20 protein-coding genes and 4 tRNA genes are annotated in these 25140 nt (G+C 61.2%); 23 read left to right on the top strand and 1 reads right to left on the bottom strand.

Annotation, left to right across the window (positions count from 1 at the left end):
* The 22 genes from leuD to MKZ87_RS27135 all read left to right on the top strand — a co-directional run bounded on the left by leuD (position 1) and on the right by MKZ87_RS27135 (position 23400).
* The gene (gene leuD, locus MKZ87_RS27240) at positions 1 to 645 is read left to right on the top strand and encodes a 3-isopropylmalate dehydratase small subunit (RefSeq protein WP_085701269.1); all 645 of its coding nucleotides are present in this window, start codon (positions 1 to 3) and stop codon (positions 643 to 645) included.
* A 136-nt stretch (positions 646 to 781) separates the two neighbouring features.
* Positions 782 to 1546, top strand: coding sequence for a class I SAM-dependent methyltransferase (locus MKZ87_RS27235; protein WP_085701268.1), 765 nt, complete (start codon positions 782 to 784; stop codon positions 1544 to 1546).
* A 69-nt stretch (positions 1547 to 1615) separates the two neighbouring features.
* Positions 1616 to 2698, top strand: coding sequence for a 3-isopropylmalate dehydrogenase (gene leuB / locus MKZ87_RS27230; protein WP_085701267.1), 1083 nt, complete (start codon positions 1616 to 1618; stop codon positions 2696 to 2698).
* A gap of 66 nt (positions 2699 to 2764) precedes the next feature.
* The gene (asd, locus tag MKZ87_RS27225) at positions 2765 to 3877 is read left to right on the top strand and encodes an aspartate-semialdehyde dehydrogenase (RefSeq protein ID WP_011333354.1); all 1113 of its coding nucleotides are present in this window, start codon (positions 2765 to 2767) and stop codon (positions 3875 to 3877) included.
* A 194-nt stretch (positions 3878 to 4071) separates the two neighbouring features.
* Entirely contained in the window at positions 4072 to 5082 is a 1011-nt protein-coding gene (locus MKZ87_RS27220) for an aspartate-semialdehyde dehydrogenase (protein ID WP_085701266.1), read from the top strand.
* Positions 5083 to 5291: 209 nt separating this feature from the next.
* On the top strand, positions 5292 to 7940 hold the full coding sequence (locus MKZ87_RS27215; RefSeq protein WP_266202171.1) for a FimV/HubP family polar landmark protein: 2649 nt from the start codon (positions 5292 to 5294) through the stop codon (positions 7938 to 7940).
* Positions 7941 to 8090: 150 nt separating this feature from the next.
* On the top strand, positions 8091 to 8915 hold the full coding sequence (truA, locus tag MKZ87_RS27210) for a tRNA pseudouridine(38-40) synthase TruA (protein ID WP_085701264.1): 825 nt from the start codon (positions 8091 to 8093) through the stop codon (positions 8913 to 8915).
* Positions 8916 to 8979: 64 nt separating this feature from the next.
* The gene (locus MKZ87_RS27205) at positions 8980 to 9594 is read left to right on the top strand and encodes a phosphoribosylanthranilate isomerase (protein ID WP_085701263.1); all 615 of its coding nucleotides are present in this window, start codon (positions 8980 to 8982) and stop codon (positions 9592 to 9594) included.
* A 192-nt stretch (positions 9595 to 9786) separates the two neighbouring features.
* Positions 9787 to 10707, top strand: coding sequence for an acetyl-CoA carboxylase, carboxyltransferase subunit beta (gene accD, locus MKZ87_RS27200; RefSeq protein WP_085701262.1), 921 nt, complete (start codon positions 9787 to 9789; stop codon positions 10705 to 10707).
* A complete protein-coding gene (folC, locus tag MKZ87_RS27195) occupies positions 10704 to 12011 on the top strand; it encodes a bifunctional tetrahydrofolate synthase/dihydrofolate synthase (RefSeq protein WP_085701261.1) in 1308 nt (435 codons plus the stop codon). The genes accD and folC overlap by 4 nt, the downstream gene beginning before the upstream one ends.
* Positions 11995 to 12663 (top strand): SPOR domain-containing protein, encoded by a 669-nt coding sequence (locus MKZ87_RS27190; protein ID WP_085701260.1) that lies wholly within the window; start codon positions 11995 to 11997, stop codon positions 12661 to 12663. The genes folC and MKZ87_RS27190 overlap by 17 nt, the downstream gene beginning before the upstream one ends.
* Positions 12664 to 12761: 98 nt before the next feature.
* On the top strand, positions 12762 to 13322 hold the full coding sequence (locus MKZ87_RS27185; RefSeq protein ID WP_085701259.1) for a CvpA family protein: 561 nt from the start codon (positions 12762 to 12764) through the stop codon (positions 13320 to 13322).
* 41 nt (positions 13323 to 13363) lie between these two features.
* Positions 13364 to 14869 carry an amidophosphoribosyltransferase gene (gene purF / locus MKZ87_RS27180; protein WP_007956466.1) on the top strand — a complete coding sequence of 502 codons (1506 nt, stop codon included), beginning with the start codon at positions 13364 to 13366 and terminating at the stop codon, positions 14867 to 14869.
* Between the two features lie 81 nt (positions 14870 to 14950).
* A complete protein-coding gene (locus tag MKZ87_RS27175; RefSeq protein ID WP_085701258.1) occupies positions 14951 to 16162 on the top strand; it encodes an O-succinylhomoserine sulfhydrylase in 1212 nt (403 codons plus the stop codon).
* Positions 16159 to 16935 (top strand): SDR family oxidoreductase, encoded by a 777-nt coding sequence (locus MKZ87_RS27170; protein WP_085701257.1) that lies wholly within the window; start codon positions 16159 to 16161, stop codon positions 16933 to 16935. Before MKZ87_RS27175 ends, MKZ87_RS27170 begins: the two co-directional genes overlap by 4 nt.
* Positions 16936 to 17025: 90 nt before the next feature.
* Positions 17026 to 17101 (top strand) — tRNA-Val (locus MKZ87_RS27165).
* Between the two features lie 55 nt (positions 17102 to 17156).
* A tRNA-Asp gene (locus tag MKZ87_RS27160) sits at positions 17157 to 17233 on the top strand.
* 93 nt (positions 17234 to 17326) lie between these two features.
* Positions 17327 to 17403 (top strand) — tRNA-Asp (locus tag MKZ87_RS27155).
* 421 nt (positions 17404 to 17824) lie between these two features.
* On the top strand, positions 17825 to 20656 hold the full coding sequence (locus MKZ87_RS27150) for a xanthine dehydrogenase family protein molybdopterin-binding subunit (RefSeq protein ID WP_234204799.1): 2832 nt from the start codon (positions 17825 to 17827) through the stop codon (positions 20654 to 20656).
* Positions 20649 to 21188, top strand: a complete 540-nt coding sequence (locus MKZ87_RS27145; RefSeq protein ID WP_234204800.1) for a (2Fe-2S)-binding protein — start codon at positions 20649 to 20651, stop codon at positions 21186 to 21188. Before MKZ87_RS27150 ends, MKZ87_RS27145 begins: the two co-directional genes overlap by 8 nt.
* 2 nt (positions 21189 to 21190) lie before the next feature.
* A complete protein-coding gene (locus tag MKZ87_RS27140) occupies positions 21191 to 22426 on the top strand; it encodes a c-type cytochrome (protein ID WP_234204801.1) in 1236 nt (411 codons plus the stop codon).
* Positions 22427 to 22428: 2 nt separating this feature from the next.
* Complete coding sequence (locus MKZ87_RS27135) at positions 22429 to 23400, top strand: XdhC family protein (RefSeq protein ID WP_266202170.1); 972 nt, start codon at positions 22429 to 22431, stop codon at positions 23398 to 23400.
* A 51-nt stretch (positions 23401 to 23451) separates the two neighbouring features.
* Here MKZ87_RS27135 and MKZ87_RS27130 read toward each other — a convergent pair whose 3' ends face one another.
* Positions 23452 to 24735, bottom strand: a complete 1284-nt coding sequence (locus MKZ87_RS27130; RefSeq protein ID WP_234204803.1) for an NAD(P)/FAD-dependent oxidoreductase — start codon at positions 24733 to 24735, stop codon at positions 23452 to 23454.
* A 184-nt stretch (positions 24736 to 24919) separates the two neighbouring features.
* On the opposite strand from MKZ87_RS27130, the gene MKZ87_RS27125 reads away from it, so the two are divergent.
* Positions 24920 to 24996: transfer RNA gene (locus MKZ87_RS27125), tRNA-Val, on the top strand.
* Positions 24997 to 25140: the final 144 nt, after the last annotated feature.

Here is a 25140-nt window from a genome sequence, read left to right as displayed (position 1 = left end):
ATGAAAGCTTTTACCCAGCACACCGGCCTTGTCGCGCCTCTGGATCGTGCCAACGTCGACACCGACCAGATCATCCCGAAGCAGTTCTTGAAATCGATCAAGCGCACCGGCTTCGGCCCGAACCTGTTCGACGAATGGCGTTATCTCGATGTGGGGCAGCCGTATCAGGACAACTCCAAGCGCCCGCTGAACAAGGAATTCGTGCTCAACGCCGAGCGTTATCAAGGCGCCAGCGTGTTGCTGGCCCGCGAGAACTTCGGTTGCGGTTCCAGCCGTGAGCACGCGCCGTGGGCGCTGGAAGAATACGGGTTCCGCAGCATCATCGCGCCGAGCTACGCCGACATCTTCTTCAACAACAGCTTCAAGAACGGTTTGCTGCCGATCATCCTGAGCGACGCAGAGGTCGACGAGCTGTTCAAGCAGGTCGAGGCCGAGCCGGGCTATCAGTTGCAGATCGATCTGCAAGAACAGACCGTGACCAGCCCGAACGGCAAGGTCTATCGCTTCGAGATCGATGCCTTCCGCAAACACTGCCTGCTCAATGGCCTGGACGACATCGGCCTGACCCTGCAGGACGGCGATGCCATTGCCGCGTTTGAAGCCCGGCATCGCGCGAGCCAGCCGTGGTTGTTCCGCGACGCGTGATTGATTCGAGATGATGTAGTCAGGGCTGGCCCCTTCGCGGGCAAGCCCGCTCCCACATTTGAAGTGCATTCCCCTGTGGGAGCGAGCTTGCTCGCGAAAAGGGCAGTTCAAACAACATAGGAATCAGGATGTGACCATGACCAGCACCGCCCACAGTCAGGTTGTACAAAAGCAATTCGGTGAGCAGGCCGCCGCCTACCTGAGCAGCGCCGTTCACGCTCAAGGCACTGAATTTGCGCTGCTGCAGGCTGAGCTGGCGGGGCAGGGCGAGGCGCGGGTGCTGGATCTGGGTTGCGGCGCCGGGCACGTGAGTTTTCACGTTGCTCCGTTGGTGAAGGAAGTGGTCGCGTACGACCTGTCGCAGCAGATGCTCGACGTGGTCGCCGCCGCTGCCGTTGATCGCGGATTGAGCAACGTGTCCACGGTCAACGGCGCCGCCGAGCGTCTGCCGTTTGCCGATGGCGAATTCGACTTCGTGTTCAGCCGCTATTCGGCGCACCACTGGAGCGACCTCGGCGTGGCCTTGCGCGAAGTGCGCCGGGTGCTGAAACCGGGCGGCGTGGCGGCATTCATTGATGTGCTGTCGCCGGGCAGTCCGCTGTTCGACACCTATCTGCAGAGCGTCGAAGTGCTGCGCGACACCAGTCATGTGCGCGATTATTCGGCCGGTGAGTGGTTGCGCCAGGTCAGCGAGGCCGGTCTGCACACACGCAGCACCACGCGTCAGCGCCTGCGTCTGGAGTACAGCAGTTGGGTCGAGCGCATGCGCACGCCAGAAGTGATGCGCGCCGCGATCCGCCAGTTGCAGCAATCGATGGGCAACGAAGTGCGCGAATATTTTGAGATTGAGGCTGATGGATCGTTCAGTACAGATGTACTGGTGCTCTGGGCCGAGAAATAAACTTAGAACGACAAGCATTTTTCCGGGCGCGCCAGTCGATGGGGCACCGATTGAAGACACGAGGAAAGCATGAGCAAGCAGATTCTGATTCTCCCAGGCGACGGTATTGGTCCGGAAATCATGGCCGAAGCGGTCAAGGTGCTGGAGCTGGCCAACGACAAGTACAGCCTGGGTTTCGAGCTGAGCCATGACGTGATCGGTGGCGCCGCCATCGACAAGCACGGCGTGCCGCTGGCCGACGAAACGCTCGATCGCGCTCGCGCTGCCGATGCCGTGCTGCTGGGCGCCGTGGGCGGCCCGAAATGGGACACCATCGAGCGTGACATCCGCCCCGAGCGCGGCCTGCTGAAAATCCGTGCGCAACTGGGCCTGTTCGGCAACCTGCGTCCGGCGATCCTTTACCCGCAACTGGCTGACGCTTCGAGCCTGAAACCGGAAATCGTTTCCGGCCTGGACATCCTGATCGTCCGTGAGCTGACCGGCGGCATCTATTTCGGTGCGCCGCGCGGCACTCGTACCCTGGAAAACGGCGAGCGCCAGTCCTACGACACGCTGCCGTACAGCGAAAGCGAAATCCGCCGCATCGCCCGTGTCGGTTTCGACATGGCCATGGTCCGCGGCAAGAAGCTGTGCTCGGTGGACAAGGCCAACGTGCTGGCGTCCAGCCAGTTGTGGCGTGAAGTGGTCGAGCAGGTGGCCAAGGATTACCCTGAAGTCGAACTGAGTCACATGTACGTCGACAACGCCGCCATGCAACTGGTGCGCGCACCGAAGCAGTTCGACGTGATCGTCACCGACAACATGTTCGGCGACATTCTGTCCGACGAAGCGTCGATGCTCACCGGCTCCATCGGCATGCTGCCGTCGGCCTCGCTGGATGCCAACAACAAGGGCATGTACGAGCCTTGCCACGGTTCGGCACCGGACATCGCCGGCCAAGGCATCGCCAACCCGCTGGCGACCATCCTGTCGGTGTCGATGATGCTGCGTTACAGCTTCAATCTGCACGAAGCGGCGGATGCCATCGAGAAAGCGGTCAGCGTGGTGCTGGATCAAGGCCTGCGCACCGGCGACATCTTTTCGACCGGTTGCACTAAAGTCGGTACGCAGGAAATGGGTGACGCAGTAGTCGCCGCGCTGCGGAATCTGTAATCTCTCGGGCCCGCTGCGAAATTCAATACAAAGCAGCGGCCCACTTTTCAAGAAGGTGTAGTTGCGATGAAACGTGTAGGTCTGATCGGTTGGCGCGGCATGGTCGGTTCCGTGCTCATGCAGCGGATGCTGGAAGAGCAGGATTTCGATCTTATCGAGCCGGTGTTTTTCACCACTTCCAATGTCGGTGGCCAAGGCCCGTCCGTGGGCAAGGACATTGCTCCGCTCAAGGACGCTTACAGCATTGAAGAGCTGAAGACCCTCGACGTGATCCTGACCTGCCAGGGCGGCGACTACACCAGCGAAGTATTCCCCAAGCTGCGCGAAGCCGGCTGGCAGGGTTACTGGATCGACGCGGCCTCGAGCCTGCGGATGAACGACGACGCCGTCATCATCCTCGACCCGGTCAACCGCAAGGTCATCGACCAGCAGCTCGACGCGGGCACCAAGAACTACATCGGCGGCAACTGCACCGTCAGCCTGATGCTGATGGGCCTGGGCGGCCTGTTCGAGGCCGGTCTGGTCGAGTGGATGAGCGCCATGACCTATCAGGCGGCCTCGGGTGCCGGCGCGCAGAACATGCGTGAACTGATCAAGCAGATGGGGGCGACCCACGCCGCTGTCGCCGATCAACTGGCCGATCCGGCCAGCGCGATTCTCGACATCGACCGTCGTGTGGCCGAAGCCATGCGCAGCGACGCATACCCGACCGAAAACTTCGGCGTGCCGCTGGCCGGCAGCCTGATCCCTTGGATCGACAAGGAACTGCCGAACGGCCAGAGCCGTGAAGAGTGGAAGGCCCAGGCCGAAACCAACAAGATCCTCGGCCGCTTCAAGAGCCCGATCCCGGTCGACGGCATCTGCGTGCGCATCGGCGCCATGCGTTGCCACAGCCAGGCGCTGACCATCAAGCTGAACAAGGATGTGCCGATCGCCGACATCGAAGGGTTGATCAGCCAGCACAACCCTTGGGTCAAGCTGGTGCCGAACAACCGTGAAATCAGCATGCAGGAGCTGAGCCCGACGAAAGTCACCGGCACGCTGAACGTACCGGTCGGTCGTTTGCGCAAGCTGAACATGGGTTCGCAGTTCGTTGGCGCGTTCACCGTCGGCGACCAGTTGCTGTGGGGCGCTGCCGAGCCGCTGCGTCGCATGCTGCGGATCCTGCTGGAGCGTTGATCGCTTGACGCAATGAAAGAACCCGCGCCTTGCAAGAGGCGCGGGTTTTTTTGTACCTGTTGATCGTTCCCACGCTCTGTGTGGGAAATGCAGCCATGGACGCTCCGCGTCCGCTCTTCGCGGCGGGCGCGAATTGCCTGTGTGCGACTCACCCGGTAAAGTGCCGCTCCCCCCGTTTCGCCAGAGGTAGCAACATGACCCAGACCCTTGATATTGCCGTGATCGGCGCCACCGGTACTGTCGGCGAAACGCTTGTGCAGATTCTCGAAGAGCGCGACTTCCCGGTTGGCACACTGCATCTGTTGGCCAGCAGCGAATCGGCTGGCAGCTCAGTGTCGTATCGTGGCAAGAACGTGCGGGTGCGTGAGGTCGATGAGTTCGACTTCGCCAAGGTCAAACTGGTTTTCTTTACCGCGGGGCCTGCGGTCACCCTGAGTTACGCGGCTCGCGCTCATGCCGCGGGTTGTTCGCTGATCGATCTGTCCGGTGCCTTGCCGGCCGACCAGGCCCCGCAAGTGGTGCCGGAAGCCAATGTCGAGGTGTTGGCCGGTCTGAAAGCGCCGTTTCAGGTCAGCAGCCCGAGCCCGTCGGCCACTGCGCTGGCCGTGGTGCTGGCGCCATTGCGCGAGCTGATCGAGCTGCAATACGTGCATGTCACCGCCAGTCTGGCCATTTCCGCTCAGGGGCGCGAAGCAGTCTCCGAGCTGGCGCGCCAGACCGCTGAACTGTTGAATCTGCGTCCGCTGGAGCCGAAATTCTTTGATCGGCAGGTGGCATTCAACGTACTGGCCCAGGTCGGTACGCCGGATGCGCAAGGCCATACGCTGCTGGAAAAGCGCCTGGTGCGCGAACTGCGTCAGGTGCTGGCGCAGCCTTCTTTAAAGATTTCCGCGACTTGCATTCAAGCCCCGGTGTTTTTTGGCGATAGCTTTAGCGTGACCTTGCAGTCAGCGAGCGCGGTCGACCTGGAAAAGGTCAATGCTGCGCTTGAAGATGCCGAGGGTATCGAGCTGGTGGAGGCCGGCGATTATCCGACTGCTGTCGGTGATGCGGTCGGGCAGGACGTGGTCTATGTCGGGCGGGTGCGCGCCGGTGTCGACGAGCCGTCGGAACTTAATCTGTGGCTGACGTCAGATAACGTACGCAAGGGTGCGGCCCTCAACGCCGTGCAGGTCGCCGAGTTGTTGATAAAAGACCTGCTGTAAAAGATACTTGGCAACAATTTGTCGACTGATTCTAGGTGAGCGCTATGCTTGCCCCGAGCACTCGATGACGTGTCACCCTCCGGGACTTTCCGGGGCATCAAAGAAATGATCGCGCGCGGCATGCTGTCGTCGTCGCGCGCAATGCCTTACGGCAGCGACAATCAACATCTTCTCGCTGGCCGAGGAACGTTCAAACAAAGGAAGAGGCTATGGTTCAAGTTCGCAAACTGGTGTTAGCAATAGCGGCCGCCTCGGCGCTGTCCTCCGGTATGGCGCATGCCCTCGGGCTCGGGGAGCTGACCCTGAAGTCGACCCTGAACCAGCCGCTGGTGGCGGAAATCGAGCTGCTCGATGTCAAGGATCTGACCGCTGCCGAAGTGGTGCCGAGCCTGGCCTCGCCGGAAGATTTCGCCAAGGCCGGCGTCGATCGCCAGGCCTTCCTCAATGATCTGACCTTCACCCCGGTGCTCAACGCCAGCGGCAAAAGCGTGCTGCGCGTAACGTCGAGCAAGCCGCTGTCGGAACCGATGGTGAAATTCCTCGTGCAGGTGATGTGGCCAAACGGCCGTCTGCTGCGTGACTACAGCGTCCTGCTGGATCCGTCGAAGTTCTCGCCGCAGACCGCTGATGCTGCCGCTCAACCGGCGCCAGCGCAAACCATCACCGCACCGACCACCGGTGCCACGCATTCGACCCACACCACCACGCCGCGCGACACCCTGTGGGAAATCGCCGCCAAGGCGCGCAACGGCGGTTCGGTGCAGCAGACCATGCTGGCGATCCAGGCCCTGAACCCGGACGCGTTCATCGACGGCAACATCAACCGCCTGAAAACCGGTCAGGTGCTGCGTCTGCCGGATCAGGTGCAAAGCACTGCGCTACCGCAATCCAAGGCCATTGCCGAAGTGGCCGCGCAGAACGAAGCCTGGCGTCAGGGCCGTCGTTATGCGGCCAGGCCGGGCACCGGTCAGCAGCAGCTCGATGCGACCAATCGTGGTCGCGCCAATACCGGCGCTGCGCAAAACACCAAGGACAACCTGAGCCTGGTGTCCGCCGAAAGCGCCAAGGCGCGTGGCAAGGGGCCGGCCGGCGATGCCAAGGCCCTGAGCAACAAACTGGCGGTGACCCAGGAAAGTCTCGACACCACCCGTCGCGACAACGAAGAACTGAAAAGCCGCATGGCCGATCTGCAAAGTCAGCTGGACAAGCTGCAGCGCCTGATCGAGCTGAAGAACAATCAACTGGCGAAAATGCAGGCCGAAGGCTCGGGCGCTGCCACTGCCGGCGCTGCCACTGCGCCAGTGGTGCCGGCGATCACCGCGGAACTGGCTGCCACGCCGCCGGCAACTCCGGCAGAGGCTGCTCCGGCCGCGCCTGTGCCTGAGGCTGCTGCTCCGGCCCCGGTCGAGCCGGTTGTCGAGCCTGTGGTTGAAACCACGCCCGCCGCCGATGACGAGAAGAACTTCAATGAACTGCTGACCAATCCGATCCTGCTGGGTCTGGTTGGTGGCGGTGCAGTGGTTCTGCTGCTCCTGCTGTTGCTGCTGGCGCGTCGCCGCAAGGCGCAACAGGAAGCCGAAAAGCACTTGCGTATGGCCCGTGCTCTGGAGGAACAATCCTTCTCCCAGGACCTCGACCTGCCGGAAAGCAGCTTCGAAGGTCTGGAAGTACCAGCCGCCAGCGTCAAGCTGACCCCGGCTCCGGCTCCGGCTCCGGCTCCGGCACCTGCTGCCGCTGCCGTGGTTGCTCCGGTGGTAATGGCCGAGCCGATCGCCGCGCCGTTGGTGGCGCCGGCTGCCGAGCGTTCCGACGACGTGCTGGACAAGGCGCAGTCGCACATCGACGGCGGTCGTCTGAACCAGGCCGCCGCGTTGCTGGAGGAGGGCGTGAGCCTGGAGCCGCAGCGCAGCGATCTGCGTCTGAAACTGATGGAAGTTTACGGTCGCCAGGGTGATCGCGATGCCTTCGTCGGTCAGGAGCGCCAACTGGTTGCCAATGGCGACAACTTCGCCAAGGTCGAAGAGCTGAAAAGCCGCTTCCCGGCCATGGCGGTCGTCGCGGCCAGCGGCCTGGCAGCAGCGGCCATTGCTGCCGAGCTGGACGCGGAATACGTCAAGGAGCTGTTGCTCGATGAGCCTGAAGCGCCTGCTGCGGCAGATAACGAACTGGACAGCGCTTTCGACCTGAGCCTCGACGATCTCGACAACATCACGCCGGTAGAACCTGTGGCTGCTGTCGAGCCGGAAGCGCCGGTCGAGCTGGACGCATTCCCGACTGACGACGATTTGAGCTTCGAGTCGGTTCTGCAACAGCAGACCGACATCAAGGAAAACCTCGACGACCTGTCGGACTTCGACCTGGATCTGGACCTCGGTGCCGATCCTGCGCCTGCGCCGGTCGAGCTGGCGGACGATGATTTCCTGCTGGATCTGGACGAAGGCGTGAAGGATCTGCCGCTGGTCGACACCCCGGCCGTGGCCGACGTGCCGCAGGACGATCTGGAACTGCCAGCCGATTTCGACCTGTCTCTGGCTGACGAAATGGACGCGGCGCCTGCCGAGCCGGATGCGTTCGCCGCCGAACTGGACGACGTCAACGCCGAGCTGGATCGCCTGTCGAGTAGCATCAACGAGCCAAGCTTCACCGAAGCTGATGCCGCGTTGGGCGATGATCTGGGTGAGGATGACTTCGACTTCCTGTCCGGCACCGACGAAGCCGCTACCAAACTCGATCTGGCTCAGGCCTACATCGACATGGGCGACAACGACGGTGCACGGGATATCCTCAATGAAGTCATCAGCGAGGGGAACGACAAGCAGAAGAGCGAAGCGAGCGAAATGCTCTCGCATCTGGCCTGAGTCGGCATTCAGCACTAAACAAAACGGCAGCCCATGAGGCTGCCGTTTTTGTTTGGGTCTGGTTTCCCCGTCCCGCCGCCTTATAATGCCCGCCTTTGTAGATCAGCAGGCTGTACCGACTTGGCAAACATAGATAACCCGGCCGCCGAAATGGCCCCCGAAGGCTTTTTCCGCGTCGCGCTGGGCGTTGAATACAAGGGCTCGCGCTACAGCGGCTGGCAGCGCCAGTCCACCGGTGTGCTCACCGTGCAGGAAACCCTGGAAAACGCCCTGTCGAAGGTCGCCGATTCGCCGATCTCGCTGCAATGCGCCGGGCGCACTGACGCCGGTGTGCATGCCTGCGGGCAAGTGGTGCATTTCGATACCCGGGTCGACCGCTCGCTGAAGGCCTGGGTCATGGGCGCCAACATCAATCTGCCCCACGACATCAGCGTCAGTTGGGCGAAGGTCATGCCGGCGCATTTCCATGCGCGATTCAAGGCAATTGCCCGACGCTATCGCTACGTGATCTACAACGATCAGATCCGCCCGGCGCATCTCAACGAAGAGATCACCTGGAATCACCGTCCGCTGGACGTCGAACGCATGGCCGAAGCCGCGCAGTACCTGATCGGTACCCATGATTTCAGTGCCTTCCGTGCTGGCCAGTGCCAGGCCAAGTCGCCGATCAAGAAGATGCATCACTTGCGCGTGACCCGTCACGGCAAAATGATCGTTCTGGATATCCGCGCTAACGCGTTCCTGCACCACATGGTTCGCAACATCGCCGGCGTGCTGATGACCATCGGTGCGGGCGAGCGGCCGGTGGAGTGGATGAAAGAAGTGCTGGAGAGTCGCGAGCGGCGTTCCGGCGGCGTCACGGCGCATCCGTTCGGTCTGTATCTGGTGCAGGTCGAGTACCACGACGAGTTCCCGTTGCCCGAGCGTTTCATCGGGCCACATTTCCTTACGGGTTTCTCGGAACTTGACGGCTGACGCCCTCGAACGCATTTGTTACCATCCGGGACTTTCTCGGGTTTGCCTTGGGGTTTTTATCGACATGTCAGCCGTTCGCAGCAAGATTTGCGGGATTACCCGCATGGAAGATGCGTTGGCAGCCGTCGAGGCCGGGGCCGATGCCATCGGATTTGTGTTCTACGCCAAAAGTCCCCGGGCGGTGACCGTGCAGCAGGCGCGGGCGATCATCGCCGCCTTGCCGCCGTTCGTGACCACGGTCGGGCTGTTCGTCAATGCCAGCCGCTGCGAGCTTGGGGAAATCCTCGATGCCGTGCCGCTGGATCTGCTGCAGTTCCACGGCGACGAAACCGCCGCCGAGTGTGAAGGCTGGCACCGGCCATACATCAAGGCCTTGCGGGTCAAGGCGGGCGATGACATTGCCGCCGCCTGCGATGCCTACCCGAGTGCCAGCGGCGTGCTGCTCGACACTTATGTCGAAGGCGTGCCCGGCGGAACCGGCGAAGCGTTTGACTGGTCATTGATTCCGCAAGGCTTGAGCAAGCCGTTGATTCTGGCCGGCGGCCTGACGCCGGAGAACGTCGCCGATGCGGTCGCCCGGGTGCGGCCGTATGCGGTGGATGTCAGCGGTGGGGTGGAGGCGAGCAAGGGCATCAAGGATCACGCAAAGATTCGTGCATTCATCAACGCCGTACGCTGATGTGACGGCTGGCAGACTGCCGCCGTCCACAGCTCTGTAGAAAAGAGGCTGAGGGTCTTTTCGGGGTGTACGCAGGTCAGTTCCGCTGACCCGGCAGCCCGGACGATCATCGCCACACATGAATTTAGCTGAAGGGCATACGCGGGGCCGCGAACCAGAGCGTTCGGGCCGCCGGTACTGGAGAAAGAAAGCATGAGCAACTGGTTGGTAGACAAGCTGATCCCTTCGATCATGCGTTCCGAGGTCAAGAAGAGCTCGGTGCCTGAAGGTCTGTGGCACAAATGCCCGTCCTGCGAGGCCGTGCTGTATCGTCCGGAGCTGGAAAAGACCCTGGACGTTTGCCCTAAATGCAACCACCACATGCGCATCGGGGCACGCGCGCGCATCGACATCTTCCTGGATGCAGAAGGTCGTGTTGAGCTGGGTGCCGACCTGGAGCCGGTTGACCGTCTGAAATTTCGTGACGGCAAGAAGTACAAGGATCGCCTGACTGCTGCGCAGAAGCAGACCGGCGAGAAAGACGCGCTGGTTTCCATGAGCGGCACCCTGCTGGGCATGCCTGTCGTGGTTTCGGCGTTCGAATTCAGCTTCATGGGCGGCTCCATGGGCGCCATCGTCGGTGAGCGCTTTGTGCGCGCCGCCAACTACGCGCTGGAAAACCGTTGCCCGATGGTCTGCTTCTCCGCCTCCGGTGGTGCGCGGATGCAGGAAGCCCTGATCTCGTTGATGCAGATGGCCAAGACGTCGGCTGTGCTGGCGCGTCTGCGTGAAGAAGGCATTCCGTTCATCTCCGTGCTGACCGACCCGGTCTACGGCGGCGTTTCCGCCAGTCTGGCGATGCTGGGTGACGTGATTGTCGGCGAGCCAAAAGCCCTGATCGGCTTTGCCGGTCCGCGCGTAATCGAGCAGACCGTGCGTGAAAAACTGCCGGAAGGCTTCCAGCGCAGCGAATTCCTGCTGGAACACGGTGCAATCGACCTGATCATCGACCGTCGCGAGCTGCGTCCGCGTCTGGGCAACCTGTTGGCGCAGCTGACTGGTCAGCCCACGCCGACATTTGTCGCTGCACCTGTTGAGCCGATCGTCGTTCCGCCGGTGCCTGCCAACGTATGACCGAGCGCACCCTTGGCGAGTGGCTCGCCTACCTCGAACAGTTGCATCCATCGGCCATCGACATGGGGCTGGAGCGTTCGCAACAGGTAGCGTCCCGCATGGGACTGGGCCAGCCGGCGCCACGGGTGATTACGGTCACTGGCACCAACGGCAAGGGTTCGACCTGCGCTTTCATGGCTTCATTGCTGCGGGCGCAGGGCCTCAACGTCGGTGTCTACAATTCTCCGCACCTGTTGCGTTACAACGAGCGGGTGCAGCTCAATGGCGTCGAAGCCACTGATGCGCAGTTGTGCGAAGCCTTCGCAGCGGTCGAGGCGGGGCGCGGCGACACTTCCCTGACTTACTTCGAAATGGGCACCCTGGCGGCGTTCTGGCTGTTTCAACAGGCCGGGCTCGACGCGGTGGTGCTGGAAGTCGGGCTGGGCGGGCGCCTGGACACGGTCAACGTGGTCGATGCCGATATCGCGCTGGTCACCAGCATTGGCGTCGATCATGCCGATTACCTGGGCAATACCCGCGAATCCGTGGCTTTCGAGAAGGCCGGTATTTTCCGTCAGGGCAAACCCGCGCTGTGCGGCGATCTGAATCCTCCACAACCCCTGCTGGACAAGGCGCGCGAGCTGGCTTGCCCGTTCTTCCTGCGCGGGCGTGATTTCGATCTGGGTATCACGGATCAGTTCTGGCAATGGCGCGGCACCGATGCTGAGGGTCAGCTCGTCGAGCTGCACGATTTGCCTTTGCTCGATCTGCCGATGGAGAACGCCGCGCTGGCGTTGCAGGCTTATCTGCTGCTCGGTTTGCCATGGAATGCCGGGCAGATTGTTGCGGCGTTGCAGGCGACTCGCGTGGTCGGTCGTCTTGATCGTCGTTCGTTCGAATGGAATGGCAAGCGTCTGAATCTGCTGCTGGACGTTGGCCATAACCCGCATGCGGCGGAATATCTGGCGCGGCGTCTGGCTGCGCGTCCGCCGGTCGGCAAGCGTCTGGCGGTGTTCGGCCTGTTGGCGGACAAGGATCTGGACGGTGTCATCGGTGAATTGAATGCCAGCGTCCAGCATTGGGCGGTGGCGCCGTTGGATTCGCCGCGTGCGCGTCCGGTGGCCGAATTGAATGCTGCACTGCAGAACCTTGGCGCGTCGGTCACGTCTTATGACAGCGTGGCGGCCGCTTTGGAAGGGCAGTGTGCAGTGGCCACCAGCGACGACGAGATCTTGCTGTTCGGATCATTTTATTGTGTCGCCGAGGCCCTCGAATGGCTGTCTCGGCGCTCCACGGAGGAAGCGGCAAATGGCTTTGCTGGATAAAGCGTACAAGCAGCGCATGGTCGGTGCCCTGGTGCTGGTGGCGCTGGCGGTGATTTTCCTGCCGATGCTGTTTTCCCGTCAGGATGAACAGCGTCAGGTAACCGTCGAGGCACCGGCAGCGCCGCAAGCGCCTGCCGTGGCGCAAATCCAGATGGAAACCGTGGCCGTGCCCGAGCCGCAGGTTCTGCCGCAAGAGCCAGTACCAAGCGATGACGAAGTCGCCGAGCAATCGGCGCCAGCAGCGCCGATTGCTTCCGCTGCACCAGCCCCGGCTCCGGCGCCGGTAGCCAAACCGGTTGCGCCGGCTCCGGCTCCCGCTCCGGTGGTAAAACCTGCTACAGCACCTGCTCAGCCGATCGCCGCGCTTTCCACCAAGCCTGATACCACTCAAAGCCGCGTCGACGCCAATGGCCTGTCGGTGAGCTGGTCGGTGCAACTGGCCAGTCTGTCGAGTCGCGCCAGCGCCGAAAGCCTGCAGAAAACCCTGCGTAGCCAGGGCTATAACGCTTACATCCGTTCCGCCGATGGCAAGAACCGGGTGTTCGTCGGTCCGCTGATCGAGCGCGCCGAAGCCGATCGTCTGCGTGATCTTTTGAGCCGCCAGCAGAACCTGAAGGGGTTTGTGGTGCGCTTCCAGCCTGAGCGTGGCTGAAATCTATCGCCCCGATTGAAATGCACTGACATTCGCAGCTTACCGACAGCCCTGCGCTCTGCTAAAATGCGCCGCCTTATCCGTCTGTAGGCTGCACTGTGCCATTTACCTGGGTTGACTGGGCGATCGTTGCAATCATCGCCATCTCCGCTTTGATCAGTTTGAGCCGCGGCTTCGTCAAAGAAGCATTGTCGCTGGTGACCTGGATCATCGCAGGAGTTGTTGCCTGGATGTTCGGTGGCTCACTGTCCGAGTACCTCGCCGGATACATCGAAACACCGTCGGCTCGTGTGATCACGGGCTGTGCCATCATGTTTGTCGCCACACTGATCGTGGGCGCAATGATCAATTATCTTATCGGCGAGTTGGTTCGCGTCACCGGGTTGTCCGGGACCGATCGATTCCTCGGCATGGCCTTCGGCGCTGCGCGTGGCGTGTTGCTGGTGGTCGTGGCGGTCGGGCTATTGAGCCTGGGGCCGGTACAGCAGGACGGGTGGTGGAAAGAATCACAGCTCGTGCCAAAGTTTCTATTGGTCGCAGACTGGTCCAAAAACCTGATTCTTGGGTGGAGCAGTCAGTGGCTTGCCAGCGGAATCAGCGTACCCGCTGATATTCCGTTCAAGGAACAACTCTTGCCGTCGGCCAAAACGCCTCAGTGAGTGTTGTTCAGTTCAGATCCATTAAGTAGGGGTTGCGTCGCATGTGTGGCATCGTCGGTATCGTCGGTAAGTCGAACGTCAATCAGGCGCTGTATGACGCGCTAACCGTGCTCCAGCACCGCGGCCAGGACGCTGCCGGTATCGTGACCAGCCATGATGGCCGGTTGTTCTTGCGCAAGGACAATGGCCTGGTGCGTGACGTGTTTCAGCAGCGTCACATGCAGCGCCTGGTCGGCCACATGGGTATCGGCCACGTCCGTTACCCGACTGCCGGCAGCTCGACGTCGGCCGAGGCTCAGCCGTTCTACGTCAACTCGCCGTACGGCATCACCCTGGCGCACAACGGTAACCTGACCAACGTTGAACAGTTGGCCAAAGAGATCTACGAATCCGATCTGCGTCACGTCAACACCAGTTCCGACTCGGAAGTGTTGCTCAACGTGTTCGCCCATGAGCTGGCCCAGCGCGGCAAGCTGCAACCGACCGAAGAAGACGTGTTTGCCGCCGTGACCGACGTGCACAACCGTTGCGTCGGTGGTTACGCCGTCGTGGCAATGGTGACCGGTTACGGCATCGTCGGCTTCCGTGATCCGCACGGCATCCGTCCGATCGTGTTCGGCCAGCGTCACACCGACGAAGGCGTCGAGTACATGATCGCCTCCGAAAGCGTTTCGCTGGACGTGCTCGGCTTCACCCTGATTCGCGACCTGGCGCCGGGCGAAGCGGTGTACATCACTGAAGACGGCAAGCTGCACACCCGTCAATGCGCGACCAACCCGTCCCTGACCCCGTGCATCTTCGAGCACGTCTACCTGGCGCGTCCGGATTCGATCATCGACGGCGTGTCGGTCTACAAGGCCCGTCTGCGCATGGGTGAAAAGCTGGCCGAGAAGATCCTGCGCGAGCGCCCGGAGCACGACATCGACGTGGTCATCCCTATTCCGGACACCAGCCGCACTGCCGCGCTGGAGCTGGCCAACCATCTGGGCGTGAAATTCCGCGAAGGCTTCGTCAAGAACCGTTACATCGGTCGTACCTTCATCATGCCCGGCCAGGCTGCGCGCAAGAAGTCGGTACGTCAGAAGCTCAACGCCATCGAGCTGGAATTCCGCGGCAAGAACGTGATGCTGGTGGACGACTCGATCGTTCGCGGCACCACCTGCAAGCAGATCATCCAGATGGCCCGTGAAGCCGGCGCGAAAAACGTCTACTTCTGCTCGGCGGCTCCGGCCGTTCGCTTCCCGAACGTTTACGGCATCGACATGCCGAGCGCTCACGAGTTGATCGCGCACAACCGTTCGACCCAGGATGTGGCTGATCTGATCGGCGCCGACTGGCTGATCTATCAGGATCTGCCTGACTTGATCGAAGCGGTTGGTGGCGGCAAGATCAAGATCGAAAACTTCGATTGTGCAGTGTTCGACGGCAAGTACGTCACCGGCGACGTCGACGAGGCTTACCTGAACAAGATCGAACAGGCACGCAACGATGCCTCGAAGGTCAAGACCCAGGCGGTCAGTGCGATCATTGATCTGTACAACAACTGAGTTTCAACCGGCCCTTAGGGGCCGGTTTTGTATCTGGCAAAAGACTTTTTATTTATCGAGAAAAGGGCAAGGAGTGACAGCATGAGTCAGGAATGGGATGCCGGTCGGCTGGACAGCGACCTCGAAGGCGTAGCGTTCGATACCCTGGCCGTACGTGCCGGTCAGCACCGTACGCCGGAAGGCGAGCACGGTGATCCGATGTTCTTCACTTCCAGCTACGTGTTCCGTACCGCCGCTGACGCCGCCGCACGGTTTGCCGGGGAAGTGCCGGGCAACGTTTACTCGCGCTACACCAACCCGACCGTCCGCGCGTTCGAAGAGCGCATTGCGGCGCTGGAAAGCGCCGAGCAAGCGGTGGCCACGGCGACCGGCATGGCCGCGATCATGGCGGTGGTGATGAGCCTGTGCAGTGCCGGCGATCATGTGCTGGTGTCGCGCAGCGTATTCGGTTCGACCATCAGCCTGTTCGAGAAGTACTTCAAGCGTTTTGGCGTGGAAGTCGATTATGTGCCGTTGGCCGATCTGTCGGCCTGGGACGCAGCGATCAAGTCCAACACCAAATTGCTGTTCGTCGAGTCGCCGTCCAATCCGTTGGCTGAGCTGGTGGATATCACCGCGCTGTCGGAAATCGCGCACGCCAAGGGCGCGATGCTGGTGGTCGACAACTGCTTCTGCACGCCTGCCTTGCAGCAGCCGCTGAAGTTGGGCGCAGATATCGTTGTGCACTCGGCCACCAAGTTCATCGATGGCCAGGGCCGTTGCATGGGCGGCGTGGTTGCTGGTCGCAGCGAGCAGATGAAAGAAGTCGTCGGTTTCCTGAGGACGGCCGGGCCGACCCTGAGCCCGTTCAACGCCTGGATCTTCCTCAAGGGTCTGGAAACCCTGAACCTGCGGATGAAGGCGCACTGCGCCAACGCCCAGCAACTGGCTGAATGGCTGGAGCAGCAGGACGGCATCGAGAAGGTGCATTACGCCGGTCTCAAGAGCCATCCGCAACACGAGTTGGCTCGGCGTCAACAAAAAGGCTTCGGCGCAGTTGTCAGTTTTGAGGTGAAGGGTGGCAAGGAGGGTGCTTGGCGTTTCATCGATGCGACCCGTTTGATTTCGATCACCGCCAATCTCGGTGACAGCAAGACCACCATCACTCACCCGAGCACGACGTCCCACGGCCGTCTGGCGCCGCAGGAGCGTGAGGCTGCCGGCATTCGTGACAGCCTGATCCGCATCGCGGTCGGTCTGGAAGACGTGGCTGACCTGCAAGCCGACCTGTCGCGCGGCCTGGCGGCGTTGTGATCGAGTTGCCTACGCCGAAGACTGGCACCCATGGCCGCGTTGCATTGGTCACGGGTGCTGCGCGCGGGATAGGTCTGGGAATCGCAGCGTGGCTGATCAGTGAAGGCTGGCAGGTGGTGCTGACGGACCTGGATCGTGCGCGGGGTTCGAAAGTGGCAAAGGTGCTGGGCGAAAACGCCTGGTTCATCGCCATGGACGTGGCGGACGAAAGTCAGGTGGCGCTCGGAGTCGCGGAAGTGCTCGGGCAGTTTGGCCGCCTGGACGCGCTGGTGTGCAATGCTGCCGTGGCCGATCCGCACAACATCACGCTGGAAAGCCTCGATCTGGCTTACTGGAATCGGGTGCTGGCAGTGAACCTCGGTGGGCCGATGTTGCTGGCCAAGCACTGCGCGCCGTATCTGCGTGCGCACAACGGGGCGATCGTCAATCTGGCCTCGACCCGTGCGGCGCAGTCGGAACCGGATTCGGAGGCGTATGCAGCGAGCAAGGGTGGTTTGCTGGCGCTGACGCATGCGCTGGCGGTCAGTCTGGGGCCGGAGATTCGCGTCAATGCGGTCAGCCCGGGCTGGATCGATGCGCGGGACCCTTCTGCCCGACGCGCGGAACCGCTGAGCGATACCGATCATGCCCAGCATCCTGCGGGCAGGGTAGGTACGGTCGAGGACGTTGCGGCGATGGTGGCGTGGTTGCTGTCGAAGAATGCAGGGTTTGTGACCGGGCAGGAATTCGTGGTCGATGGCGGCATGACCAAGAAGATGATTTATACGGAATGAAGCAATTTCGTCTTTTTTAGAAAAACTTCAATCCTGCTATTGACTTAGGTTCGCTACCTGCGTAAATTTCGCGGCCTCGGAGATGCAAACGGGTGATTAGCTCAGCTGGGAGAGCGTCTGCCTTACAAGCAGAATGTCGGCGGTTCGATCCCGTCATCACCCACCACTCCCGAGATACTTGCGTAAGCAAGAACGTAGGCTGAAAGTGCCTGCACCGACGCGCAGCGGTAGTTCAGTCGGTTAGAATACCGGCCTGTCACGCCGGGGGTCGCGGGTTCGAGTCCCGTCCGCTGCGCCATATTTAACGAATCAGGCACTGTCTGGTTCGCGATTGAAAAGCACCGAAGCTTTCAGTCAAACGAGTTACTTGAGTTCAAGCTCAAAGCGATACGCAGCGGTAGTTCAGTCGGTTAGAATACCGGCCTGTCACGCCGGGGGTCGCGGGTTCGAGTCCCGTCCGCTGCGCCATATCTGTTTCAAGGACTACTGAACGCCTTGAGACACCGAAAGCAACCTCTGGTTGATTCGGAATCGATAGCAAAGACCCTGGTCGAAAGACCGGGGTTTTTTGTGTCTGAAATTTGACCTTTCCCACACTTCTCCTCTGTAGCCGGCGATGAGCGCGAGCCGTGGCTCGTTCGATGCTGTCGCGCAATCTGGCCTGCGGCCACGGGCCGCTGCGCTGCAATGCCGCATTGATTTTTGATTCTTTGGTCAAATTTTTGTAACTGGTTGTTTGCTGCGAGCCCAGAAACCTTTAAAGTTAACCTTTCGGTCAGCTTTGCACTGTCATCACGCCCTTTGTTTAGCCAAAAAGGGCTTCTGCAAGACTCGAGATTCCCAGTAGATAACCAGAAGGGCGGATCCATAACCGTCCAGAGGATGATCCATGTCCAACCGTGAAATATCCCGGCGCTCGTTCCTTCAGGGCGGGCTGGTGGCGGGTGTGAGCGTTACACTCACACCGCTCAGCAGTCAGGCGCTCGGTGCCTTGATGGAAAACAGCGTGACCGTGCCGTCCGAGCAGTGGCTCGGCAACAATGGCAAGGCACGCCAGCGTAACGATGCCTTGTCCAAGGTCTGCGGCAGCAAGGTATTTGCCCGCGACATCCGTTCCAAGGACATGCCGGGCTGGCCCCAGCAGCAAGGCCACGCCATGTTGCTGAAAACCATCAAGGCCGACCGCATCTACGACGGATACGACCTGTCGTGGCTCGGCGCCGATCTGCAGCCTGATCGTATCGTTACCGCCGCCGATCTGGACAAGGACGGCATCGTGTTCCCTGAAGAGCACGCGCCGGATCCTCTACTGCCGGAAGGCAAGGTACCGATGTTCATCGGTCACCCGGTCGCGATCCTGATCTGGAACGACTTCGAGCGTTTCCGCCAGGCCAAGAACAAACTCAAATTCAATGACAAGGCAATTCGTTACGGTGCCCAAGTACCGTTCTACGAAGGCGATCCCTATGGCAGTTTCCGCTACGTGCGCGTCGGTGGCCCGACGTCGGCGGACGAGGATGAGTTCGCCAGCCTCAAGGACTCGATCCTGTTCCCGATGCTGAAAAACCGTCGTCCGGTGTGGAATTCCCAACCGAACCTGCACGGCAACCTGACCGAGCGCGGCCTGTTTTACGCCGACCGCATGAAGAAAGAGATCGACATCCCGCCGGACAACTGGCTGGTGTTCGACGAGCGCTACAAAACCCCGTCGATCGAACCGGCCGCAATGGAACCGGACAACGGTAACGGCTGGTACGACCCGGCGACCAAGACCCTGCATTTCGTCGTCGCCACCCAATGTCCGCTGGAAACCGCTACCGAGACCGCGAAGATGATCGGGCCGTCGCGTTTCGGCCTGGCGAACCTGAACATGCACCCGGGTTACACCGTCGGTTACGGTTCCAAGGACCACAACATTTTCGTCTACTACGCGGCTCTGGCGGCGTTGTACGGCGCAGGTGTGCCGATTCGCCTGGCCAACGACCGCTACGAGCAGTTCCAGAGCGGCATCAAGCGTCACCCGTTCGACATTCGCTACCAGTTGGCAGTGGACAAGACCGATCACAGCTTCAAGATTTTCCGTGCCGAGATGAGCGTCGACGGTGGCGGCCGGATCAACTACAGCCCGTCGGTAGCGGCCGTTGGCGCCACGGCGGCGCAGTCTATCTACTACATGCCGCAGAACGACCTGCAGGTCACCGCTTACCATTCTCGCGCGGTTGAGGCGGGTTCGATGCGCGGCTACGGCACGCTGCAGAGCATGGCTTCCACCGAGATGATGGTCGACGAAATTGCCGATCGCCTTGGTGTCGACGCGATTGATCTGCGCCGCAAGAATGCGTTGCGTTCTGGGATGAAAAACACCCAGGGTGCGATCCCGGCCGGTGCGTTGCGCCTGCACGAAATTCTCGACAAGGCTTCGCTGCACGAAGTCTGGAAAAACCGCGACGCGATCAAGAAACAGCGTGAAGCGGCAGACCCGGACAACTGGTATGGCGTAGGTTTCGCCATTTGCCAGAAAGACTTCGGCACCGGTTCCGAAGCGCCGATGGCCAGCATCGAGTTCACCGCCGACGGGCGCATTTCCCTGCGGCACATCGGTATCGAGATCGGTACCGGCATGTCCACCTCGCAAGCGTTGGTGGTGGCTGACTTCCTCGGCAGCGCGGCTCACGATGTGAAGACCGGTGAAACCGAGTGGGATGAACTGCAGCTGGTGACCGCCGGCAACCCTTACATCATGAGCCAGGCCGAGCAGGACAACTTCCTGCGCAATCCGCGTTGGGTCGGCAAGCTGGCTTCCGCGTCGTCCGCGACCAACTCTGCCTACTACTTCAGCCACGCCACTCGTGAAGCGGCGCGCGTGCTGTTCAACCACGGTCTGTGGCCGGCAGCGCTGGAGATCTGGCGTCAGGGCCCATACGGCGGCCAGGCCAACCCCTACGTGGTACGCCGCGAAGATGCGCATTGGGTTGACGGCAAACTCACTGCCAACGGCATGCAGCCGCTGACCTTCGAAGAGCTGGCCAAGCGTGCTCACGAGCGCGGTCTGGTCACTGGCGCCACGGTTCACGGTTTCAACCGCTGGAGCTGGGCAGAAGCTGAATACAGCATCGACGGCGTGCGCGAACGTCTGCCGCTCGACGGTCTGGCGGTGAAATACGGTGATGGTGCGCCAAAAGCGAAAAAGGCACAGATGACCAGTGCCGGTTTCCACCTGCTGGATCGGCAGAACATCGCCTATCCGGTGGTTCAACTGAACAACGCCGCCGTGACCTACTACAGCCCGGTCGCAACGCTGGTCGAGTTGAAGGTCAACAAAGGTTCGGCAGAAGTCGAAGTGCTCAACCATCACTCGTGGCTGGAATGCGGTCGAGTACTGGTCGAAGAACTGGTGCGTGGCCAGCTCGAAGGCGGAATCGCCATGGGCATCGGTCACGCCTTGATGGAAGAGATGCCGCTGTACGAAGGCGGGCCGGGGGAGGGTGACTGGAACTTCAACCGTTATCGCCTGCCGATGGCGCGCCATGTGGCGGTGTGGAAGCAGACGTCGGAAATCCTGCCGCCGCTGTCCTCAAGCGACCCGTCAAAAGGCATCGCCGAAGTGGTGATGATCCCGGTGGTCGGTGCCATCGGTAACGCCGTGGCCCACGCCATCGGTAAACGTGTTCGCGATCTGCCAATCACTGCTGCGCGCATCAAGGAGGCCCTCAATGGCTAACCGTCCGCTTCAACTGACCCTCAACGGTCAATCCGTCGGCCCGGTGGACATCCCTGATGACCTGCCGATGATCGATTACCTGCACGAATACAAGAACCTCACCGGCTCGCGCCTGGGTTGCGGGCAAGGCATCTGTCACGCCTGCGTGGTGATCGTCGACAACCCGGACGGCACCAGCGAAGAAGTGCGCACCTGCATCACCGGCGCGCATTACTTCGAGGGCAAGAAAGTCCGCACCATCGAAGGCCATGCCAAACGTGACGAGCAAGGCCAGGTCACCGAGCTGAACCCGATCCAGCAGCGTTTCGTCGACGAATTCGCCTTCCAGTGCAGCTACTGCGCCCCGGGCTTCATCAACGCCGCAACCGTGCTGGTGGAAAAGCTGCAACGCCAGCCGATCGTCAAAAGCAAACTGGAACAAGTCATCGAGGACAGCCTCGGGCATCACGTCTGCCGTTGCACCGGGTACGTGCGTTACTACAACGCCACCCGCAACGTGCTGACCGATCTCGGCCTGGTCAAGGAGGGTTAAGCATGAAGCAATTACTGACCCGCCTGACCCTGGCGGTCGGGCTGGCCGTGCCTGTGTTGGCGGTGCACGCGGATGATCAGGTCAAGCGCGGCGAATACCTCGCCCGCGCTGCCGACTGCATGGCTTGTCATACAGCACCAGGCGGCGCGCCGTTTGCCGGCGGCCTGCCGATCGTATCGCCGTTCGGCACGATCTATGGCACCAATATCACTCCAAGCAAGGAGCACGGTATCGGTCTTTACACCGATGAAGAGTTCTTCGCCGCGCTCACCGAAGGCAAGCGTCGTGACGGCGCCAATCTGTACCCGGCGATGCCGTATACCTCGTATCACTTGATGCCGCGTGCCGATTCGGATGCGATTCATGCGTATCTGAAAACCATCGAGCCGATTGAGCGTGCAGCGCCGGTGACGAGTCTGAGCTTTCCGTTCAACGTCCGTCCGGGCTTGATCGGCTGGAACATGATGTACGGCAAAGCCTTGAAGCTGGAGCCGGCCGAAGGCAAAAGCGACGCCTGGAAACGCGGCCAGTACATGGTCGAAGTGCTCGGGCACTGCGGCGAATGCCACACACCACGCGGCCTCCCTGGCGCGATGCAGTTGGACAAGCGCCTGACCGGCGGCATCCTCAATGGCTATCTGGCACCGAGCCTGCTGGCCACTGATCTGGCGGCGCGCGGCTGGAATCATCAAGATCTGAGCACGTTCCTCAAGCACGGCATGAGCGCCCAGGGCACGATGTTCAACGAGATGTTCCCGGTGTTCCACAACAGCACTCAGGGCCTGAATGATCCGGATCTGGCAGCGATGGCAACCTTCCTGCTCGGCGACAAGCCGCCGGCGGCAAAAGAACTGACCGAAGTGCCCCTGGAAAAACTCAGTGCCAGCGCTCAACGCGGCCGACAGGAATACTTGAACGTCTGCGCCGGCTGTCACGCGGCCGGGGGCGAGGGCAAGCCGCACATCGCGGTGGCCATGCGCGGCAACACTACGCTGCGCCTGGAAGACCCGCGCAACCTGTTGCGAGTGATTGAGGATGGTATCGGCGAACAGAAATTCGCCGGGTTCGAACACATGCAGCCAATGCCGGGTTTTGCCGACAAGCTCAGTGCCGAACAGCTGACCGATCTGCTGAACTATCTGCGCCAGGGTTGGGGTGGTCAATCGGCCGAGTTGGCGGTCGGCGATGTGCAGAAGCTTCAGGCTGACGCCCCGTCCATCGAACACAAGGCGCACTGATCATGCAGCATCTCGATCTGCAGGTCGTGCGTCGGGCGCTGGAGTGGTCGACGGCGGGGCAGCGCATCTGGTTCTGCACCGTCCTGACGACCTTCGGTTCGGCGCCGCGCGCGCCGGGTTCGCTACTGGCGGTGAACGACGGCGGGCAGTGGATCGGGTCGCTGTCCGGTGGTTGCGTCGAGGAAGACTTTCTCGAGCGCGTCGCCGAAGGTGCGTTTCTCGATGCGATCAACGTCGTGCGTTATGGCGAAGGTGACGATCCGCGCTCGCGGGTCAGCCTGCCGTGCGGTGGCATTCTCGACGTGCTGGTAGAGAAATTTGACGCCGACTGCGATGTGCAAGCGCACCTGCGTGAACTCGAATCGGCATTGCTGGGGCAGCGTCGATTGATTCGCGAGGTCGATCTGGCCACGGGCGCGCGTAGCCTGTTTGCCGATCGCGAGCAAGGTGCACGGATCGAGCGTGAAATCGACCGGGTGCGGATTCGCATCGGTGCCGCTCAGCGTTTGCTCCTGGCGGGGTATTCCAGCGTGGCGCAGGCCTGTGCGGAATTCGCGGTCGGTCTCGGCTTCGAAGTGATTCTCTGCGACCCGCGTGATGAAGTACTGGAAGGCGTATCGCTCAGCGGTGTGGAGATTCGCCGGCAACTGCCGTCGGTGTTCATCGCCGATGGCGGGTGCCACCGTGATACGGCGGTGGTGGCGTTGACCCACGATCCGCGCATCGACGATCTGGCGATGATGGAGGCCGTACGCACCGAGGCTTTCTACATCGGCGTGATGGGTTCGTTGCAGACGTCACAGAAGCGCTTCGAGCGCTTGCGCCGGATCGGTAGTCTGGGGGAGGGCGAGCTGGCGCGGATTCATGCGCCGATCGGCCTTAATCTGGGCAGCAAGACCCCGTCTGAAATCGCTTTGGCGGTGCTGGCGGATATCCTGCGGATTCGCAACGGGATCGCGCGGGATCAGTTGTGATTGATGCCGGATGTTAAAAGGGCCGCTGTTCAGCGGCCCTTTTTTTGCTCATCAGAAACCGAGCTTGTCGCGCAGTCCGTAGTACCACGCGCCCAGTGCGGCAAATGGTGTGCGCAGCAGTTGCCCGCCGGGGAACGGGTAGTGCGGCAGATCGGCAAATGCATCGAAGCGCTCGGCTTGTCCGCGCAGTGCCTCGGCCAATACCTTGCCGGCCAGATGCGTGTACGTCACGCCGTGGCCGCTGCAACCCTGGGAGTAATAGATATTGTCGCCCAGGCGTCCGACCTGCGGCAGGCGCGACAGGGTCAGCAGGAAATTGCCGGTCCAGGCGTAGTCGATCTTCACGTCCTTGAGCTGCGGGAAGGCCTTGAGCATTTTTGGGCGGATGATCGCCTCGATGTTCGCCGGATCCCGCGCGCCATACACCACGCCACCGCCGAAGATCAGGCGTTTGTCGCCGGTCAGGCGGTAGTAGTCGAGCAGGTAATTGCAGTCTTCGACGCAGTAGTCCTGTGGCAGGAGCGATTTCGCCAGCTCATCGCCCAATGGCTCGGTGGTGATCACCTGAGTACCGCACGGCATCGATTTGGCCGCCAGCTCCGGCACCAGATTGCCGAGGTAGGCGTTGCCGGCGACGATGATGAATTTGGCCCTGACTTTGCCCTGCGGCGTGTACACGATCGGATTGGCGCCACGTTCGATGCGCACGGCCGGCGACTGTTCATAGATGGCACCGCCCAGGGATTCCACGGCAGCGGCTTCGCCCAAAGCAAGGTTAAGCGGGTGGATGTGGCCGCCGCTCATGTCGAGCATGCCGCCAACGTATTGATCGCAAGCCACCACTTCGCGGATGCGGCGTTGATCGAGCAGTTCCAGTTGGGTGTGGCCGAAGCGTTCCCACAAGCGCTTCTGCGATTCCAGGTGGCCCATTTGCCTGGCGGTGAGGGCGGCGAATACGCCACCGTCCTTCAAGTCGCACTGAATGTTGTACTTGCTGATGCGCTCACGAATGATCCGGCCGCCCTCGAACGCCATCTGCCCGAGCAGTTGTGCCTGTTTTGGGCCGACGCTACGTTCGATCACGTCGATGTCACGGCTGTAGCTGTTGACGATTTGCCCGCCATTGCGCCCCGAAGCACCGAAGCCAACCTTGGCGGCCTCCAGCACGGTCACGCGAAAACCGTTCTCAAGCAGGAACAGAGCCGAGGACAGTCCCGTATAACCAGCACCGATCACACAGACATCCGTCTCCACGTCATCCTGCAGGGCAGGGCGTGGTGGTACGGCGTTGGCCGACGCAGCGTAATAAGACTCTGGGTAAGGGGTGTTCGCCATCCTGCAGCCTCTGTTTAATATATTTTACGAGTGAGGCGATCCTACCCCAGTTGAAAAACCTCCGCCAGCCACCGGGAAATCTTCTTGTGGCGGGTCGAAATTAAATATTTTGCATATTCATAGGGTTAGGTGAAAAAAAGGTGTTGACACCCCTCCGGAATTCCGTAGAATGCCGCCTCACAGCAGGCACGTAGCTCAGTTGGTTAGAGCACCACCTTGACATGGTGGGGGTCGTTGGTTCGAGTCCAATCGCGCCTACCAAACAAAATCCGCTCTGCTGGGCGGTCTGAAAGGGCTCACCGAAAGGTGGGCCCTTTTTTGTTGTCTGTGTCTCGTCCTGAATAAGGTTTACACCTTCTGACCCATTCTCAGGAGGGAGTAATGAATACAGGAAAAAGGCGCAGT

It is taken from the genome of Pseudomonas sp. MCal1 (genome assembly GCF_026341415.1).
GTDB lineage: Bacteria > Pseudomonadota > Gammaproteobacteria > Pseudomonadales > Pseudomonadaceae > Aquipseudomonas.
Note: the sequence above shows the minus strand (reverse complement) of the source record. Positions and strands in the feature narration are given on the sequence as shown.

What these genes read in the sequence shown, in the direction of transcription:
- purF (WP_007956466.1), top strand. Translation starts at nt 13,364, where the DNA reads ATGTGTGGCATCGTCGGTATCGTCGGTAAGTCGAACGTCAATCAGGCG.
- truA (WP_085701264.1), top strand. Translation starts at nt 8,091, where the DNA reads ATGGCCCCCGAAGGCTTTTTCCGCGTCGCGCTGGGCGTTGAATACAAG.
- MKZ87_RS27135 (WP_266202170.1), top strand. Translation starts at nt 22,429, where the DNA reads ATGCAGCATCTCGATCTGCAGGTCGTGCGTCGGGCGCTGGAGTGGTCG.
- MKZ87_RS27145 (WP_234204800.1), top strand. Translation starts at nt 20,649, where the DNA reads ATGGCTAACCGTCCGCTTCAACTGACCCTCAACGGTCAATCCGTCGGC.
- MKZ87_RS27215 (WP_266202171.1), top strand. Translation starts at nt 5,292, where the DNA reads ATGGTTCAAGTTCGCAAACTGGTGTTAGCAATAGCGGCCGCCTCGGCG.
- MKZ87_RS27190 (WP_085701260.1), top strand. Translation starts at nt 11,995, where the DNA reads ATGGCTTTGCTGGATAAAGCGTACAAGCAGCGCATGGTCGGTGCCCTG.
- asd (WP_011333354.1), top strand. Translation starts at nt 2,765, where the DNA reads ATGAAACGTGTAGGTCTGATCGGTTGGCGCGGCATGGTCGGTTCCGTG.
- MKZ87_RS27150 (WP_234204799.1), top strand. Translation starts at nt 17,825, where the DNA reads ATGTCCAACCGTGAAATATCCCGGCGCTCGTTCCTTCAGGGCGGGCTG.
- leuB (WP_085701267.1), top strand. Translation starts at nt 1,616, where the DNA reads ATGAGCAAGCAGATTCTGATTCTCCCAGGCGACGGTATTGGTCCGGAA.
- leuD (WP_085701269.1), top strand. Translation starts at nt 1, where the DNA reads ATGAAAGCTTTTACCCAGCACACCGGCCTTGTCGCGCCTCTGGATCGT.
- MKZ87_RS27220 (WP_085701266.1), top strand. Translation starts at nt 4,072, where the DNA reads ATGACCCAGACCCTTGATATTGCCGTGATCGGCGCCACCGGTACTGTC.
- MKZ87_RS27175 (WP_085701258.1), top strand. Translation starts at nt 14,951, where the DNA reads ATGAGTCAGGAATGGGATGCCGGTCGGCTGGACAGCGACCTCGAAGGC.
- MKZ87_RS27140 (WP_234204801.1), top strand. Translation starts at nt 21,191, where the DNA reads ATGAAGCAATTACTGACCCGCCTGACCCTGGCGGTCGGGCTGGCCGTG.
- MKZ87_RS27235 (WP_085701268.1), top strand. Translation starts at nt 782, where the DNA reads ATGACCAGCACCGCCCACAGTCAGGTTGTACAAAAGCAATTCGGTGAG.
- MKZ87_RS27205 (WP_085701263.1), top strand. Translation starts at nt 8,980, where the DNA reads ATGTCAGCCGTTCGCAGCAAGATTTGCGGGATTACCCGCATGGAAGAT.
- accD (WP_085701262.1), top strand. Translation starts at nt 9,787, where the DNA reads ATGAGCAACTGGTTGGTAGACAAGCTGATCCCTTCGATCATGCGTTCC.
- MKZ87_RS27130 (WP_234204803.1), bottom strand. Translation starts at nt 24,735, where the DNA reads ATGGCGAACACCCCTTACCCAGAGTCTTATTACGCTGCGTCGGCCAAC.
- folC (WP_085701261.1), top strand. Translation starts at nt 10,704, where the DNA reads ATGACCGAGCGCACCCTTGGCGAGTGGCTCGCCTACCTCGAACAGTTG.